We start from the raw sequence: 18161 nt of genomic DNA, 5'->3' as shown, positions 1-18161 counted from the left end.
TAAACCTACTCCTGAAATTTTATAACTCCTTCAACTCAGAGCAGATGCTCTGAGTTTTTTTTTAAGACTTACTTCGATACACTTATTATTATAGATTTTAATACAAGGTTTCCTTATGAAAAAAATTATAGCTACGATAGCTTTAAGTGCAATGGCCGCAACTGCCTCATATGCTGATATCGCAAGAGTCGAGATGGGTGCAGGTGCTTGGATGCAGACACCAAGCGGAGATGCTATGTATAATCCTTCAACGGGAATAGGCGGTAGCGATAAACTCAAAGAGGATCAAAAAACATCTCCTTATGTATGGCTACTTATCAAACATCCGATACCCGTAGTGCCAAATCTTCGTTTAGAATACTCTACTCTTGAGGCAAAAGGTACACCGACGGGAACTTGGGGAAATTATACTTTTACGGGCGGTACAAGTAAACTTGACGTGACTCAGTACGATATTATCCCATACTATAATATTTTAGATAACACAGCTTGGATAACACTGGATATCGGTCTCGATGTTAAAGTAATAGATGCAAAATACAGTGCTACTCAAGCATCAATCGGGACATATGAAAACAAAGCGACTGTAGCTATTCCTATGGGATATTTAAGAGCAAGAGTCGAGATCCCTTCTACTAACATCGGAATTGAGGGTGATGTAAAATATATCTCATACGGAAGTTCTAAATTTTCCGATATGAGAGCAAAGGTGGACTATACATTTGATATGTTCCCTGTTGTACAGCCTGCGATCGAAGTAGGTTACAGACATGAAAACATCAAGATCGATTACAGCTCTGCAGATGTAAAGACAGACATAACGTTTTCTGGCGTCTATGCAGGTCTGATGCTAAGATTCTAAGAGTTCTATAGTGCCGAAATTTTTACATTTGCTTAGTGCCGTACTCATTTGTACTGCCATAGCAGATGCAAAAATCACCACCTCTTTTGATCCAAAAGGGAAAAAAGAGGTGGCACTTACTTTTGATGCGTGCGAGACAAAGACCCCTTCACATTTTGATCCTGTGATCTTGGATTATCTTATAAAAAACAAGATTCCTGCGACTTTTTTTGTCAGTGCAAAGTTCGCGCTCAGAAATCCAAAACGCTTAGCAGAAGTGTCCCGCTATCCTTTTCTAGAGATAGAAAACCACTCCTATCATCACGATATCCATATGGAAAGAATGCCTAAAGATAAAGTAATAGAGGAGATAGGTTCGACTCAGGATATCATAGAAAAGACCACGGGTGTAAAAACAAAGTATTTTCGTTTTCCTGCAGGCAATTATGATAAAAAGACTCTTGATACAGTCGAAGGGATGGGATACAAAGTCGTACACTGGAGCTTTGCCAGCGGAGATCCGGATAAAAACTTACAGGCAGAACGCATCATCAAATGGGTACTTAAAGCTGCAAAACCGGGTTCGATACTTATCTTTCACATAAATGGACGGGGATATACGACGCCAAAAACACTGCCAGTGATCGTAGAAAACCTGAAAAAAAGAGGATTCAGTTTTGTCAGACTCGATGAAGTACTGTAAGAATTACGCTTACATGTAAGTTTTATCGACGATGATTATCTCACGCTGAAGATGGACTCCGAACTCATCTTTGACTTTTTCTTCTACAAGATGTATCAGCTCGACGGCATCTTCAAATCTTCCGTTACCGTGGTTGACTAAAAAGTTTGCATGAACGGAACTAAACTCCATGTCTCCCAGACGTTTTCCTTTGAGTCCTACGGCTTCTATCAAGCGTCCTGCATAATCTCCCTCAGGGTTTTTAAAACAGCTTCCTGCACTTGATTCACGCGGCTGGTTTGAGCGCATATTAGTAAAAAGTTCCATCTTCTCTTGACTAAAACCGCTGCTCAGTTCAAATCTTGCTTCAAATATCACATCTTTTATGTCGGTGTATCTGTAGCCGTAGTCGATCTGCTCTTTTTTTATTTCACCCTCTTTAGTGATGATGGAACCAAGATTGTTAAAGATCTCGAACTCTTTGAGTCCTGCATTCATCTTGAGCATTCCGCCTAAAGTCCCGGGTAGACGGGAGACAAACTCAAAGTCGGCGATATCGTGCTTTTTACAAAAAGAGACGATCTTTCCGCTTGGTGTCGCAGCACCTATGACCAAAGAATCGTCTTCTATTTTAATGTAGTCATATTTTTTACTGAGCATCATAAGCGGAGGAGGGTTTGTACCGATAAGTACATTATTTGAAGCCCCGAGAAGATAGTGCTCTTTTGGATAGTCAAAATCTTCTATCATCAGCACATCGACCTCTTGACCGATCTTGATAGAACTGAACTGTTTAAAATTTATCTTTTTAATCATCATTTAGTGAACAAAAGTAGGTATCATGTTTATGACCTCTATAGAGAAGTCACTGATCTCATTCATCATCCAAGGCATAGTGAGGATGATAACGATAACGACGCCGATGATCTTGGGAATAAAACTCAAAGTCATCTCATTGATCTGAGTCGTAGCTTGAAAAATACTGACCCCAAGACCGATAAGCATACCGACTAATAGCCCCGGCAGCGAAAGCAAAAGGGCTATTTTAAATGTTTGAACACCGAGTGCTAAGAGCTGCGAATCCATTATGAGTTTCTCAGACTTTCATATTGTGTAGGGATCAGGTAATCCTCTATTTTTACAGGCATATCGTAAAAACCGTGCTTGTAACCTAACTCATAGAGCTTGTCTATTGCTTGCAATTGTATTTGGCTAAGACTTACAGAATCATCATTCGCATAAAGTTCCAGGTATTTGTCCAGTGTAGGTGCATCTACACGTACCAGATCACGCTCGATCAGCATTTTCGAGAGTCTCTCTTTATGCTGACGTGCGACATCGACCGCTTTAGTCAAAGTCTTCTCGTACTCTATCGCTTTATTAAGCGGTAATGAACGGCGTATCGCCATCCCTCCAAGAGGAAGTGGCAGACCTCCGCCAGAAAGTTCCTGCCAAACGTCCCATATCTCGCGTTCTACTTCAAGTTCGTCTGCATATGTGAGGATGCTTTCATGTATAAGCACACCCGCATCTACTTTCCCGCTTTTTACTGCGTCTTCTATCTCTAAAAAATTCATATACGTGATGCGTGCATCAGGGTAAGCAATACGAAACAGCATCGCATTCGTCGTATATTTTCCGCTCAGTGCGACTTTAAAGTTACGCTTTAGTTTCGTACCTTTTAGTTTGATGAGTTTCGGTCCGTACCCTTCGCCGAAACTGACGGCCGTACGCAGCGGTGCATACTCATCTTTAACATGCGGGTAAAGTGCAAAGCTGATGGCAGCGATGTCGTAAGTCCCTTTTAAAGTCGCTTCATTAAGTGTTTCTATATCAAGTGCAATATTCTCAAAACTGACATTATTCATACCGACCCAGCCAAACTTTATAGCATAGTACATAAAGATATCATCGGCGTCTGGTGAGTGAGCAATTAGCATTTTTTTCAAAGTTAAATCCATTAAGTTGTAAATCAATTTAATTTTAACCAAATAACGCTAAAATTACACATTATTTTATAGGTAATGCATACATATAAGATAAAATATGACAAAATGCAATATTTTTGAAAATATATTTCATATTGAAATATGATTAGTCTAATAAATTTCTGGGTACATCCCAAATAAGTGAGCGATAAAATGGATGCAAACAAACAAAAATCATTAGACTTAGCATTAAAACAGTTAGATAAAACCTTTGGAAAAGGTACTTTGATGAGACTCGGCGATAAAGAGATCGAGCCTATCAAAGCGATAAGTACAGGTTCATTAGGGCTTGACCTGGCTCTTGGTATAGGCGGAGTCCCTCAAGGACGTATAGTCGAAGTATATGGACCTGAGAGTTCTGGTAAAACGACTTTGGCACTGCAGATAACTGCAGAGTGTCAAAAAAACGGCGGAGTGTGTGCATTTATCGATGCTGAGCATGCCCTTGATGTCGTCTATGCTAAAAATCTTGGCGTAGATATAGATAATCTGCTTGTATCACAACCGGATTACGGCGAGCAGGCACTTGATATCGTTGAAACAATAGCGCGCAGCGGGGCAGTCGATCTTATCGTTATCGACTCGGTCGCGGCACTTACGCCGAAATCTGAGATCGAAGGTGAGATGTCGGATCAAAATGTCGGTGTACAAGCACGTCTTATGTCAAAAGCACTTCGTAAGCTTACGGGTATTTTACATAAGATGAACTGTACGGTGATCTTTATCAACCAGATCCGTATGAAGATCGGTATGATGGGTTACGGTTCACCTGAGACTACAACAGGCGGAAACGCACTGAAGTTCTACGCATCTGTGCGTATAGACGTCAGACGTATCGCTTCACTTAAACAGGGTGAGAGTCAGATCGGGAACCGCGTAAAAGCAAAAGTGATAAAAAATAAAGTAGCACCTCCTTTCCGTCAGGCAGAATTTGATATTATGTTTGGAGAAGGAATCTCAAAAGAGGGCGAATTAGTCGATTATGGTGTAAAATTAGACATCATCGACAAAAGCGGTGCCTGGTTCTCGTATGAAGACGTCAAACTTGGACAGGGACGCGAAAACGTTAAACAAAAATTTAAAGACGAGCCTGAACTGGCTCGCGAGATAGAAGATAAAATTAAAAACGCTATGGGGATGAGTACACTTATGACCATGGACGTATCAGACATAGATGAAGGAGATTTAGATATATGATTTTTATAGATAATGTTAGTGCAATCGAGGTTATGGATTCACGCGGGAATCCAACGGTAAAAGCTACAGTAGAGTTAAGTGACGGTACAAGTGCAAGCGCTATTGTTCCTTCAGGAGCAAGTACAGGTAAAAGAGAAGCGTTAGAACTACGTGACGGCGATGAGCGTTACATGGGTAAAGGTGTTTTAAAAGCTGTTGAAAACGTAAACACTCATATCGCTGACGGTCTGATCGGAATGAGTCCGTTTAACCAAGCGATGGTGGATGCGACTATGAAAGAGCTTGACGGGACTGAAAACTATGGAAACTTAGGTGCTAATGCAGTACTTGGTGTTTCTATGGCAGTGGCTCGTGCTGCGGCAAAAAGCTTAAAAATGCCTCTTTACCGTTACCTTGGCGGTGCTAATGCAATGGTTATGCCTACACCGATGCTAAACATTATCAACGGTGGAAGCCACGCAGACAACTCTGTTGATTTTCAAGAGTATATGATCATGCCTATCGGATTTGAGGATTTCACAGATGCACTAAAAGCTTCAGCAGAGGTATATCACAATCTAAAAGCTATTCTAAAAGCAAAAAATCACAATACTGCACTTGGTGACGAGGGTGGTTTTGCACCGGATCTAAGTTCAAATGAAGAGCCTATCCAAGTTATTATGGAAGCTATCGCAAAAGCAGGATATGAAGCAGGAAAAGATATCGCTATCGCTCTTGATGTCGCTGCATCTGAGTTAGTAGTAGAGGGCGGTTACCGTTTAGAGTCTGAAAACAGAACTGTTACTTCAGAAGAACTGGTAGCGTACTACGAAGACCTATGTTCAAAATACCCGATCGTTTCAATCGAAGACGGTCTAAGCGAAGATGACTGGGCTGGATGGAAAGTTCTTACTGAAAAACTTGCAGATAAAGTTCAACTTGTCGGTGATGACCTTTTTGTTACAAATGCAGCTATATTAAACGAAGGTATCCAAAAAGAGATAGCAAACGCTATCCTTATCAAACCAAATCAGATCGGTTCTGTAAGCGAGACGATGTTAACTGTTCGTTTAGCTCAGAGAAACGGTTACAAATGTGTTATGAGTCACCGTTCTGGAGAGAGTGAAGATGCATTTATCGCTGACTTTGCAGTTGCACTTAACTGTGGTGAGATCAAAACAGGTTCTACAGCTCGCGGTGAAAGAACTGCAAAATACAACCGTTTACTAGAGATAGAAAACGAGATCGTATACGGTGAATATTTAGGTTCACAACTTTTTAACTAATTTGATAGGAACTACTCCTATCAAATGCTTGCAGCTAAGGTGAAACTATGAATCATGACGAACTGTATGATGAGATAGATAGTTCACAATCGATTACCGAGAAATATCTCGGTCTTTCAATCGGCAAATTCCTAATCGCACTTTTTATTGTTTTATTTTCAGGTGTCTATATCGGCAGCTTACTGTATGGAACAAACTCTTTAGAGGTACTTATGAAGCTTGATGATTATCATGACTACTTAAAAGATGAGATACATACTCTAAAAAAACAAAATGCACAGAAGCAAAGAGAGTATTTTGAATTAAAAGAGATTACCGCACAATAATTTGCTATAATAACTTCATTATTACATAAAAAGGGTTCGAGTGTTTAAAAGTATAGTCTTACTTATATCATTGATCTTATCGCTGAATGCGAGAGAAAACCCATTCTTTCCAACACAAGACTCACAAAATCTTTCTATATCCACTAACAAAGTAAAACAGCATGATCCACTTAAACGTGCGACTATTACACTTCCATCGAGTGCCAGAATAGTAAGAGAAGTATCTGTTGAATACATAAACCTTGACGGCTCTATTGAAAAAAAATCTATATCGCTTGACAACTCTATAGACTGGCATCTGCCGATCTTTATCTCTCAATCATATACAAATGATACTGCAGAAAAAGAACACCCTATATTAAAAGAGCAGTCAACAGTAAAAAAAGAGCAAGAGTTCAAAAAAATTGCAGATTATGAATTTATCTCCTTTGCTGTAAGCGGAAAAAAACTAAAGATAATGACTAAAGATAAGAAGATACGCAGTTTTATGTTACTTGATCCATATAGGATCGTAGTCGACTTTAAAAGAGATGCGGATTTTAGATCGTATCAAAAAAAGTTCAAAAGATCTATATATAAAAATGTCCGTATCGGAAACCATAAGGGATACTACAGAGTAGTTATAGAACTTGACGGACAGTATAAATATGATTTGAAAAAGGATGATAACAGCTATATATTAGATTGCTATTGATTATCTGTTATAATGAGTAAAACCACTTTTGGAAGTACTCATGTCAAACATAAAGATCAGCGATCAAGAAGCTCTAGATTATCATCAGTTTCCCCGTCCCGGTAAAATATCGGTTGAACCTACTAAACCTATGCAGACACAAAAAGACTTAGGTCTTGCATATACTCCCGGTGTTGCAGTCCCGTGTCTTGAGATAGAAAAAGATCCCGATAATGCTTATAAATATACTGCAAAATCAAATCTTGTGGCAGTCATTTCAAACGGTACAGCCGTTTTGGGGCTTGGTGATATCGGAGCTCTTGCTTCAAAACCCGTCATGGAAGGCAAAGGGATACTGTTTAAAAAATTCAGTAAACTTGATTCATTTGATATAGAAGTAGACAGCAAAGATATAGACAGATTTTGTGATGTCGTAGAAGCTATCTCTCCGACTTTTGGAGGGATAAATTTAGAGGACATCAAAGCCCCCGAGTGTTTCGAGATAGAGAGACGTTTGGTTGAGAGACTTGATATCCCCGTAATGCATGATGATCAGCACGGTACGGCTGTCATTAGTGCGGCTGGGATCATCAATGCCTGCAAGATAACATCAAGAGATATCGAGGATCTAAAGATAGTCGTAGTAGGTGCAGGAGCAGCCGCGATCAGCTGTGCAAGACTTTACAGACATCTGGGTGTCAAGACGATCTACATGATAGACTCAAAAGGTGTCGTACACTCAAAAAGAGATGATATAAATGAATACAAAAAAGAGTTTATGTGCGAACAAGTGATGACGCAGGATGAAGTCTTTGAAGGTGCGGATATCGTAGTCGGTCTTTCGCGTCCGGGTACCTTTACAACAGAACATATTAAAAAGATGGCAAAGGACCCCATCGTCTTTACGCTGGCAAATCCGGTTCCTGAGATATTCCCTGATGATGTAAGAGCGGCGAGAGCCGATGCCATCATCGCCACAGGAAGAAGCGATCTGCCAAATCAGGTTAACAATGTCTTAGGCTTTCCCTTTATATTTAGAGGGGCGATGGATGTACGGGCAAAAAAGATCAATATAGATATGAAACTAGCGGCGTCATATGCGCTAGCCGAGCTTACATGTAAAGAGGTTCCGGAGTATCTCAATGAGATATATGACACGAAACTTCTCTTTGGAAGAGAGTATATCATTCCAAAACCTTTTGACAAAAGACTGATAGTCGAGGTCAGTTCCGCAGTTGCCGAGGCTGCCATAAAAAGCGGTTCATCTGCACTAAAAGAGTTTGATCTCGAAGCATATAAAAGAGAGCTTTCCAGCAGGGTTTAAACGGTAAAACTGTCGTCTTTGAGCAGATCAGGTGACGGTTTGCCTATAAAATATCCTTGAGCGTAGGTTATGCCTACCTCTTCTATCTTGTCAAATATCCCTCTGTTTTCGACAAATTCAGCCACAGTTTCTACATCGATGGCAAAAGCAAACCTGTTGATCGCTTTTAGTATCTGCAGCTTCTTATCATCTTTGATGATCTCTTTGATGATCGAGCCGTCGACTTTTAAACTATCGATATCGAGATATGAAAAATAGGAAAAGTTTGAATAACCTGTTCCAAAGTCATCTATAAGTACTTTACATCCATACTGTTTTACATCGTTTATAAACTTCTCTATTCTCTTAATATCATATAGATTTTCAGTCTCTAAAAGTTCGATGTCCAGATGAAAGTTCGAAGATTTATTGAGTTCTAATTGTGTAAAGAAAACCCGCATCAACTCATCGTTTGAGATATCCTGCATGGAGATGTTGATAGAAAATCTATAGGGTTTGTCTTTAGCGATCGCTATGACTTTGTTTATCATGATCCTTGTTATGTCTTTATATACGGATGTCTTTCTAATGATCTCCAAAAAGTCAAACGGCATGACTAATGTTCCGTCATGATTGATGATCCTTACAAGAGCTTCATACTTCTCTATTTTTTTTGTTTTTACATTTAAAATAGGTTGGAAATACGGGATAACCCTGTTATCCCTGACAGCTTCTTTTACTAGAGTAATGATTTCGATATTTTTCTTTATTTTTTCAAGAAGATTCATCTTTTCATCAAATACGATAGAACTTATCTCCGGAAAACTTTTTATATGTTTTAGTGCCATATCTGCATTTTCCAGAAGAGGACGTTTGTTGTTTATGGCGATGGAGACACTCAGGTTTATGCTGATGTCAGAGATAATAAAATGGTGTAAAGATATACTTCTTGCTAAAGAGTTGGCAATATTTTCTGCTTCTTTTATCGGCAGGTTCTGGACTAGTACCGCGAACTCGTCTCCTCCAAGTCTAAAATATTTCGTATGAAAATATTTTAATGAGTCAAACTGTATAAACCTGGATACCTCTTTTAAAAGTTTATTTCCGATGCTGTTGCCGTAAAGATCGTTGATCTGTTTAAATTTGTCTATGTTTATAAGAAGCAATGTGAATTTATTGTCAGCTTCTGATATCATCTCTTCAAAAGCGTTTCTGTTATATAGACCTGTAAGTTTGTCATGAGTAAGTGAATAGTCTAAGTCATACCGTGCTGTTTTAAGAAGCTTGTTTTCTTGCCAGATCTTTATAAACAGATAGATGATAGTGACTATAAGCAGAAGTAAAACAGTGATCAGCGTTACTGCAAAGTAGTTAAGCGCCTGCATATCTTTTTGTGAACTCTTTGCAAACTCTTCAGCGATAATATCTGTTTTGTCATCTATCGTATCATCTAAGATCTTATCGACAAGTTTTATAAATTGGTTGAAGTTTTGAAGCAGATATGATGCATGAAGATTAAATGTCTTTATATACTCTTTTTGTTTCTGCGTCAGATGTTCATTAGTAAATAAGACTTTCGAATCCTTGCTGATATAGCTGTTGTCCTGTATTCTTCTGGCATTTGAGAACAGGGCCATAAGTGAATCTATCTGTTCATGAATCGAATCGTTTGCACTAAAATAATGTTGACTTCTTGAAGCGTGTCTGGACAAAAAGATAAAAGAGTTCTTTATCCCTGCATTGATGATAAGGAATTTTCTAATATCATCCATTTTTTTATCTATGACGGGTCTTAGGTCTGTTATATCCTTCTTTACTTGAGCGTAGTTTTTATTATTTAATATCTGTTCGTTTTGTAGTTTTTCGTAGCTTTGTTCCAATAATGTTACATGGTTTGTCGTATCGTCTTGATTATAATAAGCGAAGATAGAACTTTGAAGGATATTGTATTTTAGGTCAGAGTTGTGTCTGTTTAATTCATTAAGAGATGAAATGAAACTTCTTTGTTGTGAAGAAAATTTTTGTTCATATCTGTAAAACGCTATAAGTGCATAAAATAAAATAATGCCGATTATAGAGATAGAAAAGATATTTTTAAAAAGATTCATAGCTTTTGGCTCAATATCTTTGGAGTCTGACCGTTTAAAGTTTGAAGAAAGAGGATGATCTTATCTATCTCATCATCGGAGAGTTTCGTCCCCAGCTGATACTTTGCCATCTGCTCGACTACATCTTTTAGATCTTTTGCAGATCCGTCGTGAAGATAGGGTGCTGTTAGTGCGATGTTTCTCAGCGTTGGGACCTTAAATACATTTTTATAAGCAGGGTCTTTCGTGATAGAGTAAAGATCGGGGTATGGACGGGCATTTTTATACTCTTGAAACAGACCGAACTTCTGCATCGCATTCCCGCCGATATTGACACCGTTATGGCAGGTTATACAACCTATCTGCTTGAAGAGGTTATATCCCTCGATCTCTTTTTTACTTAAGGTGTTCTCTCCGTTTAGATATCTGTCGAACTTTGAGTTAGGCGTAACAAGGGCTTTTTCAAATTCTACGATCGCATCGATGACTTGTGAGAATTTAATAGAGTCGGTTTCATATACCGCATAAAACAGTTTTTTATACTCTTTTGAAGCGTTTAGTCTTTTTTCTACTTTTGAAGCGTTCATATCCATCTCAAGTGGATTGTGAATCGGTCCCGAAGCTTGTTCAGCAAGGCTTTTTGCTCTGCCGTTCCAAAACTGCTTGAAGTTGTAGCATGCGTTTAAAACTGTCGGAGACTGAATATTGCCCATTCTGTGTTTTACGCCTATGGATACGACATTTTTATCTGCACCGCCAGCTTCAAAGATATCGTGACAGCTTAAACAAGAGGTAGTCCTGTCGCTTGAGAGAGTCGTATCTATAAACAAACGGTAGCCGAGCAGGGCTTTTTGTTGGTCATAGGTCACTTTACAAGGGATAGGAGAGATAGGCTCCGCTGCATAAACAATATTCGATATGGCGAAAAAGATTAATAATATATATTTCATGTATTTAGATTATAACTAAATTGTTTAAGATAATGCATAAAATTTCCTAAGTCCCAATGAAGCTTTTTTATCAAGTTTGTAACTTATTCTCTTGAGGTAGTCTAGGATCTCTTCCTCTTTTATTCCTGTCTTTTTAGAAGCACGTGCAAGGATATATCTTGGTATTTTGACTCTTGTCTTAGAAAAATGTTTTTCGATCTTTTTTATCTGGCTTTGATGATTGTGGTATGCAAGCAGCGCAAAGACAAATGGAAGATGATATTTATCGTTCCAAGCCTTGGCAAGATCAATGTGCGGTCCTCCGCTAAGATAATACTTTAACGCTTTATCGCCAATGAGGACTTCGCCTTTGATACCCAAAATATTTGCAAGGAGATTCGAGGTCGCGGATTCCACATCTTTTTTATAGTCATCCTGCGGGATCACAAGTACGCTTAGGACCTCTTTTTTTGCGATGATCCCAAGCTTTGCATATTTGTATTTTTTTGCTTTTATACTTGATATGAAAGCAGCGTCAACAATTCTTTTTTCAAAAAGGTTATTTATTTTTGCGGGAACACTTTTTTTGTATTCCATCGTCATATTTTCTCTGCTTGATCTGCTAAATCGCTTCATAAATACGTGAAAAGGTAAAAGATTAAGATACTCTATTTTGCCAAAAACCAAATTAAAAATTTCCCGATGTTGATTTACGTAAGGCAATTATAGCTACATTTTTTGATATAATCGCTTTAACAAAAAGCAAAGGAATAGATATGGTACATGTAGAGTTTTTAGGTCCCATACAAAAAGAGCCTCTAGAGCTGGAAGCACAGACTTTAAAAGAGGTCGCCGATATCCTAAATCAAGACGATGAACTAAAAGAGTGGCTGTCAAATAGCGCCGTAGCGATTAACGATATGCTTGTATCATCACTTGAAATAAAATTAAACGACGGAGATAAGATTTCACTTCTGCCTCCTGTCTGCGGCGGTTGATCATGTTGGAGCTATACAGCGGTCCATTGGATGTGCCTGAGATCTTAAAAAGATGGTATGAGACCGAAGCGATAAGCAATTACGGTGCATATATCCCTTTTGTCGGAACAGTAAGAGATGAAGACTCCATTGAAGCACTGAGTTTCGATATCTATGAGCCTATACTTGAGAGTTGGTTTAAAGCTTGGGAAGAAAAAGCAAAACAAAGAGGTGCCAAAGTCGTGATGGCTCACTCCATAGGTGACGTTCCGGTTCATACATCATCATATATCGCAGCAGTTTTCTCTCCAAAAAGACGTGTCGCACTCGAACTTATAGAGGAGTTTGTCGAAGACTTTAAAGCAAGCGCACCTATCTGGAAATATGACATCATCAACGGTGAGAGAGTCTACGCAAAAGACAGATCGACACGCATTGCAGGCAGCGGACTTTTAGGAGCAGGTAAATGAGTTTTATTTCATACGAAGCATCTCAAAACATGCTTCACCTCTTACATGTAGGAGCGTTGCGTTTTGAGAATATCTTTCTAAGCGATGCGCTTGGACGTATCTTGGCAGAAGATATAGTAGCCCAGGCGCCTTCTCCGGAGTTTCCAACGGCATCTATGGACGGATATGCGATCATCGGGCAAGATCAGGAACTCGGACGTATCAAGATACTGGGAGATAACCCTGCCGGAAGCGATGAGCGAAGAATCGTGACAAGCGGGTACTGCATCAAAACTTTTACAGGTTCAAAAATGCCAGAGGGTGCAGATACACTTATCCAGATAGAAAACGTCACGGTCGAGGGCGATGAGATCATCATAGACGAGTACGTACAGATAGGATCGAGTGTCCGTCCTGTGGGTGAGAGTTATAATGCAGGTGATGTACTTATCAAAAAAGGGTCAAAGATCTCTTTTACTGAGATAGGCGTTATGGCCGGGCTGAACAAAGTGATGGTAAAAGTCGCGGTTAAACCACGTGTGGCCGTCATATCTACAGGAAGCGAGATACTTGATATTGGTGAAGATGCGAAGACATCGACACAGATCAGAAGTTCAAACAACTACACTATAGAAGCGATGGCAAAACTCGCAGGTGCAGAGGTGATCCAGCTCGGTGTCGTTAAAGATGACAAAGTCTCCATTATGGAGAGTTTTGAAAACGCACTCAGCTGTGCAGATATCGTCATCTCGACGGGCGGTGTGAGTGTCGGTGATTATGATTTTGTAAAAGACATCGTCCCTCGTCTTGGTGCCGAAGTCGTTTACAAAGGTGTAAACATAAAACCGGGTCAACACATCATGCTGGCACAGCGAGACAACAAGTTCATAGCAGCACTTCCCGGCTTTGCATACTCATCAACGGTCACGGCACTGCTTTATGCGATCCCTCTGATCTACCGCTTCTTGGGAATGGACCCGGAACTACCGATCGTCGAGGCAAAGTTAGCTGAACCGTTTCGTAAAAAATCAAGAAAGACAGAGTTCACCGCTTGTAACCTGACTAATGAAGATGGAACTTTAATGGTCGATTTTAAAGACAAAAAAGCGGGGACTTCTGCTATCCTTACAAACCTGCTTAGCAAATCAGCACTGATGATAACAGGTGAAGAAGACACGGATCTGGAAGAGGGAATGCTCGTACATGTGATCCTGCTGGACAGACTGTAAAAGTCTTGTCTTCCTCCTCTTTAGCTTAAAAGCTATTGAGACCTAAAACTTCAAAACACTCTCTCAAACATCAAGGAGAAACCGTGTACTACTACATCGTAAAACTCATCATTACAACAGTTCTGATCGTCCTGATATCTGAAATAAGCAAAAGAAGCAGTTTGGCAGGAGCACTTTTAGCGGCGATACCGTTGGTGTCCATACTAGCAATGACTTGGATGTATGTAGATACCCAAAGCAGCGATACTGCAGTAGCATTTTCAAACAGGATCATCTGGCTGATCGCCCCGTCGATGACACTGTTTCTTGTATTTCCTTTCCTGATTAAAAAAGGGATGAGCTTTTACCCGAGTATGGGAATTGCGATCTTACTAACGATAATAGCGTACTATCTGATGATCTTGATCGTTGAAAGATTCGGGATTAAAATGTAGATCTGAGGTGGAAGAGCTGCATAATACAACGTCTCTTCCATTGTCAGATTTTTTGTAAAGAGCTTCCTATTTTAGGATCTTACCCTCTATCTCTTCTTTAGAAAGCTGTTCACTCACATATTTCACGATAACAAGTTTTTCCGTCTCGTTTATGTACCACTCTGCAATATGCTCATGTTCTAAAGCATTTAACTTATCCATATCTACATGCTCTTGCGGGACATACAGATGAGAGTGTTTTGTAGGGTTTTGCAGTTTCAGTGTCCATAAAAGCCACAGTAATGCTATCGCCGCTGCACTTAACCCTAACACTTCACGGTTGGAAAAGTCTAAGAACATACCCGCAGCCGTACCGCCGACAAACGTCATAAAGTAAGCGAACGAGTTAGCGATGCCAAGAGCCGCACCTTTTTGGTGTACTTTTGCAAACTTCGATATCATTGACTGAACGAGGGGCTCCATCATATTAAACGCGACAAAGAAACTCACTACTCCTACTACAAAAAGAACACTTGAAGATGTCAGACCCATCAGTAAAAACGATGCGATAAAAAGCACGATAGAGATCAAAAATATCTGTTTAGGTTTGTTGTGTTTTTCGCCAAATACCGCAGCAGGTCCCATCGCTATAAGTCCCAGTATCATTGCAGGAACGTATGCCATCCAAAGGTCTGTCTTTGCCCAGTGAAAACTATCGCTAGTGAGGATGATAGGGATGATGACAAACGCCATCGTCATAAGACCTTTTTGCATACCGTTGATGATGATCATACTTAAAAGGTTCGGATCTTTTAAGATGTCAGAAGTTCTTGTTCTGTTATGGTAGATATGTTTTATCTTTGGAGGAGTAGGGACTTTCGTAAAAAGAAGGACCATTGCAAGCACAGCTAAAACGGCCGTGATCCAAAACAGGATATCTACACCGAAATGCGCACCGATGACAGGACCGAGTCCCATCGCAAGAGCGAAACTAAGAGCGATCGTACCGCCCATCATAGCCATCGCTTTACCGCGTACTTCCTCTTCTACAAGGTCGCTTATCATCGCAGTGATAACAGAGCCGATAGCGCCCGCACCCTGCAAGAAACGTCCAAGCATAAGCATGTAGATATCTGTACTCATCGCAGAGATGACAGAACCGATCAAAAAGATGATAAGCCCAATGAGGATCGTAGGCTTACGTCCTATCTTGTCACTCATAGAGCCAAACGGGACTTGAAATATCGCCTGTGTAAGAGCATATCCACCTACGATGATACCGACAAGTAACGGTGTCGCACCGTTTAGTGTCATAGCGTATACCGAGAGAACAGGAAGAACTAAAAAGAGACCTAAAAAACGAAGTGATAATATTCCGGATAACGGAAGTACTTTTTTGAGCATCAAAAACCTTTATTAAATATATCAACTATTAAGAAGTTTCAAATTATAATCCACAAATAGTTTATAGAATGTAAACGATTTAAAAGTTAAAAACTTTAAAGATAAAAATAAGGAAGATGATGAAACTGGTTTTAGCAACATCAAATAAAGGCAAAGTACGAGAGATAAAACATATCTATGAAGATATGGACGTTGTTGCTTACAGTGACATTATAGAACCTTTTGAGATCGAGGAAAACGGAAGCACTTTTAAAGAGAATGCACTTATAAAAGCAAGAGCAGTTTTTGAAGCTTTGCATGACAAAGATGTTATAGTCATAGCTGATGACAGCGGGATCAGTGTAGATGCACTCGGCGGTGAACCGGGAATATACAGTGCCAGATATGCTGGAGTAGATGCGAGTGATAAAGATAACCTTTATAAGCTGGTAGATGCTTTAAAAGAAAAAGGACTGACAAGTTCTAAGGCTCACTACACGGCAGCGATAGCGATAGTCACAAAAGATGCAGAGTTCAGTATTCACGGCTGGATGTACGGGGATGTAATAACAGAGCCAAGAGGTGAGAACGGATTTGGATATGATCCTATATTTATTCCTGAGGGTTATAAGAAGACGTTAGGGGAACTGGATGATGAGACAAAAAAAGGTCTTTCACATAGATCGCAAGCTTTGAAACACACAAAATCCGTTTTGAGGTCTATTTCAAAGCATACCATATAGCATCCTTGCTTATCTGGTTGTCATAAAAACTTTTGACTTAAGCGATATAACGACACTTCAAGACGTTGCATAAAAGTTGTAAGCTTACAACTAAAATCCATACAAGTTTGCACGGCATCTCCTTTGAACTGATAAAACAGTTTCAAAGCAGATTTAGCAAAAATTATTCCATTAGTTGAAAAATGTTAGCAATGTGATACCGAAGAGGATGCGGTAGATACCAAAAGAGACGAATGTAAATCTGTCCAAAAACTTCAAGAACAGCTTGACTGTCAGGTAAGCGACTATAAAAGCGACTATAAATCCGACAAGTAAAACTACTAGGTTCGCATCACTGAACTCTTTGTAATGCTTTAACAGATCATACGCACTCACGGCACTCATAACGGGCAGCGCAAGCAGGAAACTAAATTCTGCACTTGCTTTTCTGCTAAGTCCTACCAGTAGGGCTCCGATGATGGTAGAACCCGCACGGCTGGTTCCGGGTATGAGCGCGAATACCTGAGCGATCCCGATGAAAAGGGATTGTTTCATCGTCACATCTTCGACATCCTGGATAAGTCTGCTCTCATCTTTGATGAAAAACTTTTCGACTATCAAAAAGACGATACCGCCTAGGATGAACATGATGGCGACTATATGCACGCTAAAGAGCTCTTTTATCTGATGTGAGAAGATAAATCCGATGATGCCGATAGGCAGAAATGCGACAAAAAGTTTGACCCATAAAGAGATATGTTTGGGTGAGAACTTGTCTTTATAGTTAAATACGACTGCAAGTATGGCGGCAAACTGGATGATCACTTCATAAGCTTTTGTAACACTTGTCTGATTGATCCCAAGCAGGTCGCTCACTACTATAAGATGGCCGGTTGATGAGATGGGTAAGAACTCTGTAAACCCCTCTACGATACCTAATATTATTGAGTCAAAAATCGTCATTTGATATCTGCCTTTATTTTTAAGAAGTAAAATTCTACCACCAAACTTATTAAGTATTGGTTTGCTATGATTTTAAAAATATAAGTCAAGGAATTATGCTATGCCATTACTAGACAGTTTTAAAGTCGATCATACAAAGATGACTGCACCTGCGGTACGTTTTGCAAAATCTATGAAAAGTAAATGCGGTGACGACGTAACGGTTTTTGACCTTCGTTTTACTCGTCCGAACGCCGAGGACAATATCCCTTCTCGCGGTATTCACACGTTAGAACACCTGTTCGCAGGGTTTATGAGAGATCATTTAAACAGCGATGATGTAGAGATCATCGATATCTCTCCAATGGGATGTAGAACAGGTTTTTATATGAGCCTTTTTGGGACACCTGATGAAAAGACTGTAGCGGCTGCTTGGGAAAAAAGTATGCAGGATGTCTTGAATGTGAAAAACCAAGAAGAGATACCTGAGCTCAATATCTATCAATGCGGGACATATAAAATGCACTCACTTGAAGAAGCACATGCGATATCAAAACAGGTTCTAGATCGCGGGATCGGCATTATGAGTAACGAAGAGTTAGCTCTTGACGAGTCTTTAGTCAAAGTAGCAAAATAAGATATACCTCACTTCTACATGTAAGTTTTACTCTTCAAAAAATTATCTTACATGTAGGCAATTAAATTTAAGATTTATACTTCTTTAGCTATAATACACGGTTTTTTTATTTTATTAA

At 39.6% G+C, this 18161-nt stretch carries 21 protein-coding genes; 13 read left to right on the top strand and 8 right to left on the bottom strand.

Features of this window, described 5'->3' with window-relative positions:
* Positions 1 to 115 precede the first annotated feature (115 nt).
* Positions 116 to 862 (top strand): TIGR04219 family outer membrane beta-barrel protein, encoded by a 747-nt coding sequence (locus WCX87_RS10490; RefSeq protein ID WP_345979822.1) that lies wholly within the window; start codon positions 116 to 118, stop codon positions 860 to 862.
* 10 nt (positions 863 to 872) lie between these two features.
* The gene (locus WCX87_RS10485; RefSeq protein WP_345979820.1) at positions 873 to 1544 is read left to right on the top strand and encodes a polysaccharide deacetylase family protein; all 672 of its coding nucleotides are present in this window, start codon (positions 873 to 875) and stop codon (positions 1542 to 1544) included.
* 9 nt (positions 1545 to 1553) lie between these two features.
* Here the strand turns inward: WCX87_RS10485 and WCX87_RS10480 are convergent, their stop codons facing one another.
* Genes WCX87_RS10480 through WCX87_RS10470 form a run of 3 tightly spaced genes read right to left on the bottom strand, consistent with a single transcriptional unit; the run spans position 1554 to position 3472 of the window.
* Complete coding sequence (locus tag WCX87_RS10480; RefSeq protein ID WP_345979819.1) at positions 1554 to 2342, bottom strand: UDP-N-acetylmuramate dehydrogenase; 789 nt, start codon at positions 2340 to 2342, stop codon at positions 1554 to 1556.
* The gene (gene fliQ / locus WCX87_RS10475; protein ID WP_345981112.1) at positions 2343 to 2612 is read right to left on the bottom strand and encodes a flagellar biosynthesis protein FliQ; all 270 of its coding nucleotides are present in this window, start codon (positions 2610 to 2612) and stop codon (positions 2343 to 2345) included.
* Positions 2609 to 3472 carry an MqnA/MqnD/SBP family protein gene (locus WCX87_RS10470; protein WP_345979817.1) on the bottom strand — a complete coding sequence of 288 codons (864 nt, stop codon included), beginning with the start codon at positions 3470 to 3472 and terminating at the stop codon, positions 2609 to 2611. The genes fliQ and WCX87_RS10470 overlap by 4 nt, the downstream gene beginning before the upstream one ends.
* A 192-nt stretch (positions 3473 to 3664) precedes the next feature.
* Between WCX87_RS10470 and recA the strand changes: the two genes are divergently transcribed.
* From recA to WCX87_RS10445, 5 genes are read left to right on the top strand one after another with little or no spacing between them, the layout of a single operon-like run.
* The gene (gene recA / locus WCX87_RS10465; protein ID WP_345979815.1) at positions 3665 to 4708 is read left to right on the top strand and encodes a recombinase RecA; all 1044 of its coding nucleotides are present in this window, start codon (positions 3665 to 3667) and stop codon (positions 4706 to 4708) included.
* Positions 4705 to 5973 carry a phosphopyruvate hydratase gene (gene eno, locus WCX87_RS10460; protein WP_345979813.1) on the top strand — a complete coding sequence of 423 codons (1269 nt, stop codon included), beginning with the start codon at positions 4705 to 4707 and terminating at the stop codon, positions 5971 to 5973. Before recA ends, eno begins: the two co-directional genes overlap by 4 nt.
* 47 nt (positions 5974 to 6020) lie before the next feature.
* Positions 6021 to 6299: a hypothetical protein gene (locus WCX87_RS10455; RefSeq protein ID WP_345979811.1), complete on the top strand. Its 279-nt coding sequence runs from the start codon at positions 6021 to 6023 to the stop codon at positions 6297 to 6299.
* Between the two features lie 40 nt (positions 6300 to 6339).
* Positions 6340 to 6993, top strand: a complete 654-nt coding sequence (locus WCX87_RS10450) for an AMIN domain-containing protein (protein WP_345979809.1) — start codon at positions 6340 to 6342, stop codon at positions 6991 to 6993.
* Positions 6994 to 7033: 40 nt separating this feature from the next.
* Positions 7034 to 8296: a malic enzyme-like NAD(P)-binding protein gene (locus WCX87_RS10445; protein ID WP_345979808.1), complete on the top strand. Its 1263-nt coding sequence runs from the start codon at positions 7034 to 7036 to the stop codon at positions 8294 to 8296.
* Here the strand turns inward: WCX87_RS10445 and WCX87_RS10440 are convergent.
* Genes WCX87_RS10440 through WCX87_RS10430 form a run of 3 tightly spaced genes read right to left on the bottom strand, consistent with a single transcriptional unit; the run spans position 8293 to position 11978 of the window.
* Positions 8293 to 10383, bottom strand: coding sequence for an EAL domain-containing protein (locus WCX87_RS10440; protein WP_345979807.1), 2091 nt, complete (start codon positions 10381 to 10383; stop codon positions 8293 to 8295). The genes WCX87_RS10445 and WCX87_RS10440 overlap by 4 nt on opposite strands.
* A complete protein-coding gene (locus WCX87_RS10435) occupies positions 10380 to 11312 on the bottom strand; it encodes a cytochrome c peroxidase (protein ID WP_345979805.1) in 933 nt (310 codons plus the stop codon). The genes WCX87_RS10440 and WCX87_RS10435 overlap by 4 nt, the downstream gene beginning before the upstream one ends.
* Positions 11313 to 11336: 24 nt before the next feature.
* Complete coding sequence (locus tag WCX87_RS10430) at positions 11337 to 11978, bottom strand: MqnA/MqnD/SBP family protein (RefSeq protein ID WP_345979803.1); 642 nt, start codon at positions 11976 to 11978, stop codon at positions 11337 to 11339.
* Positions 11979 to 12067: 89 nt separating this feature from the next.
* On the opposite strand from WCX87_RS10430, the gene WCX87_RS10425 reads away from it, so the two are divergent.
* The 4 genes from WCX87_RS10425 to WCX87_RS10410 all read left to right on the top strand — a co-directional run bounded on the left by WCX87_RS10425 (position 12068) and on the right by WCX87_RS10410 (position 14380).
* Entirely contained in the window at positions 12068 to 12289 is a 222-nt protein-coding gene (locus WCX87_RS10425) for a MoaD/ThiS family protein (RefSeq protein WP_345979801.1), read from the top strand.
* Between the two features lie 2 nt (positions 12290 to 12291).
* Complete coding sequence (locus tag WCX87_RS10420) at positions 12292 to 12738, top strand: molybdenum cofactor biosynthesis protein MoaE (protein WP_345979799.1); 447 nt, start codon at positions 12292 to 12294, stop codon at positions 12736 to 12738.
* Positions 12735 to 13946: a molybdopterin molybdotransferase MoeA gene (locus tag WCX87_RS10415; protein WP_345979798.1), complete on the top strand. Its 1212-nt coding sequence runs from the start codon at positions 12735 to 12737 to the stop codon at positions 13944 to 13946. The genes WCX87_RS10420 and WCX87_RS10415 overlap by 4 nt, the downstream gene beginning before the upstream one ends.
* A gap of 83 nt (positions 13947 to 14029) precedes the next feature.
* A complete protein-coding gene (locus WCX87_RS10410) occupies positions 14030 to 14380 on the top strand; it encodes a DUF3147 family protein (protein WP_345979797.1) in 351 nt (116 codons plus the stop codon).
* Positions 14381 to 14446: 66 nt separating this feature from the next.
* Here WCX87_RS10410 and WCX87_RS10405 read toward each other — a convergent pair whose 3' ends face one another.
* Positions 14447 to 15763, bottom strand: a complete 1317-nt coding sequence (locus WCX87_RS10405) for an MFS transporter (protein WP_345979795.1) — start codon at positions 15761 to 15763, stop codon at positions 14447 to 14449.
* A gap of 119 nt (positions 15764 to 15882) precedes the next feature.
* Between WCX87_RS10405 and rdgB the strand changes: the two genes are divergently transcribed.
* The gene (rdgB, locus tag WCX87_RS10400) at positions 15883 to 16485 is read left to right on the top strand and encodes an RdgB/HAM1 family non-canonical purine NTP pyrophosphatase (RefSeq protein WP_345979794.1); all 603 of its coding nucleotides are present in this window, start codon (positions 15883 to 15885) and stop codon (positions 16483 to 16485) included.
* 171 nt (positions 16486 to 16656) lie between these two features.
* Here rdgB and WCX87_RS10395 read toward each other — a convergent pair whose 3' ends face one another.
* Entirely contained in the window at positions 16657 to 17427 is a 771-nt protein-coding gene (locus tag WCX87_RS10395; protein ID WP_345979792.1) for an undecaprenyl-diphosphate phosphatase, read from the bottom strand.
* Positions 17428 to 17527: 100 nt separating this feature from the next.
* On the opposite strand from WCX87_RS10395, the gene luxS reads away from it, so the two are divergent.
* Positions 17528 to 18043, top strand: a complete 516-nt coding sequence (gene luxS / locus WCX87_RS10390; RefSeq protein WP_345979790.1) for an S-ribosylhomocysteine lyase — start codon at positions 17528 to 17530, stop codon at positions 18041 to 18043.
* Positions 18044 to 18161 lie beyond the last annotated feature (118 nt).

Source organism: Sulfurimonas sp. HSL3-2, from assembly GCF_039645965.1.
GTDB lineage: Bacteria > Campylobacterota > Campylobacteria > Campylobacterales > Sulfurimonadaceae > Hydrocurvibacter > Hydrocurvibacter mobilis.
The sequence above is the reverse complement of the archived record's forward strand: the minus strand, read 5'-3'. Positions and strand labels throughout refer to the sequence as shown.

What these genes read in the sequence shown, in the direction of transcription:
- WCX87_RS10490 (WP_345979822.1), top strand. Translation starts at nt 116, where the DNA reads ATGAAAAAAATTATAGCTACGATAGCTTTAAGTGCAATGGCCGCAACT.
- WCX87_RS10480 (WP_345979819.1), bottom strand. Translation starts at nt 2,342, where the DNA reads ATGATGATTAAAAAGATAAATTTTAAACAGTTCAGTTCTATCAAGATC.
- recA (WP_345979815.1), top strand. Translation starts at nt 3,665, where the DNA reads ATGGATGCAAACAAACAAAAATCATTAGACTTAGCATTAAAACAGTTA.
- eno (WP_345979813.1), top strand. Translation starts at nt 4,705, where the DNA reads ATGATTTTTATAGATAATGTTAGTGCAATCGAGGTTATGGATTCACGC.
- WCX87_RS10455 (WP_345979811.1), top strand. Translation starts at nt 6,021, where the DNA reads ATGAATCATGACGAACTGTATGATGAGATAGATAGTTCACAATCGATT.
- WCX87_RS10445 (WP_345979808.1), top strand. Translation starts at nt 7,034, where the DNA reads ATGTCAAACATAAAGATCAGCGATCAAGAAGCTCTAGATTATCATCAG.
- WCX87_RS10440 (WP_345979807.1), bottom strand. Translation starts at nt 10,383, where the DNA reads ATGAATCTTTTTAAAAATATCTTTTCTATCTCTATAATCGGCATTATT.
- WCX87_RS10435 (WP_345979805.1), bottom strand. Translation starts at nt 11,312, where the DNA reads ATGAAATATATATTATTAATCTTTTTCGCCATATCGAATATTGTTTAT.
- WCX87_RS10425 (WP_345979801.1), top strand. Translation starts at nt 12,068, where the DNA reads ATGGTACATGTAGAGTTTTTAGGTCCCATACAAAAAGAGCCTCTAGAG.
- WCX87_RS10420 (WP_345979799.1), top strand. Translation starts at nt 12,292, where the DNA reads ATGTTGGAGCTATACAGCGGTCCATTGGATGTGCCTGAGATCTTAAAA.
- WCX87_RS10415 (WP_345979798.1), top strand. Translation starts at nt 12,735, where the DNA reads ATGAGTTTTATTTCATACGAAGCATCTCAAAACATGCTTCACCTCTTA.
- WCX87_RS10405 (WP_345979795.1), bottom strand. Translation starts at nt 15,763, where the DNA reads ATGCTCAAAAAAGTACTTCCGTTATCCGGAATATTATCACTTCGTTTT.
- rdgB (WP_345979794.1), top strand. Translation starts at nt 15,883, where the DNA reads ATGAAACTGGTTTTAGCAACATCAAATAAAGGCAAAGTACGAGAGATA.
- WCX87_RS10395 (WP_345979792.1), bottom strand. Translation starts at nt 17,427, where the DNA reads ATGACGATTTTTGACTCAATAATATTAGGTATCGTAGAGGGGTTTACA.
- luxS (WP_345979790.1), top strand. Translation starts at nt 17,528, where the DNA reads ATGCCATTACTAGACAGTTTTAAAGTCGATCATACAAAGATGACTGCA.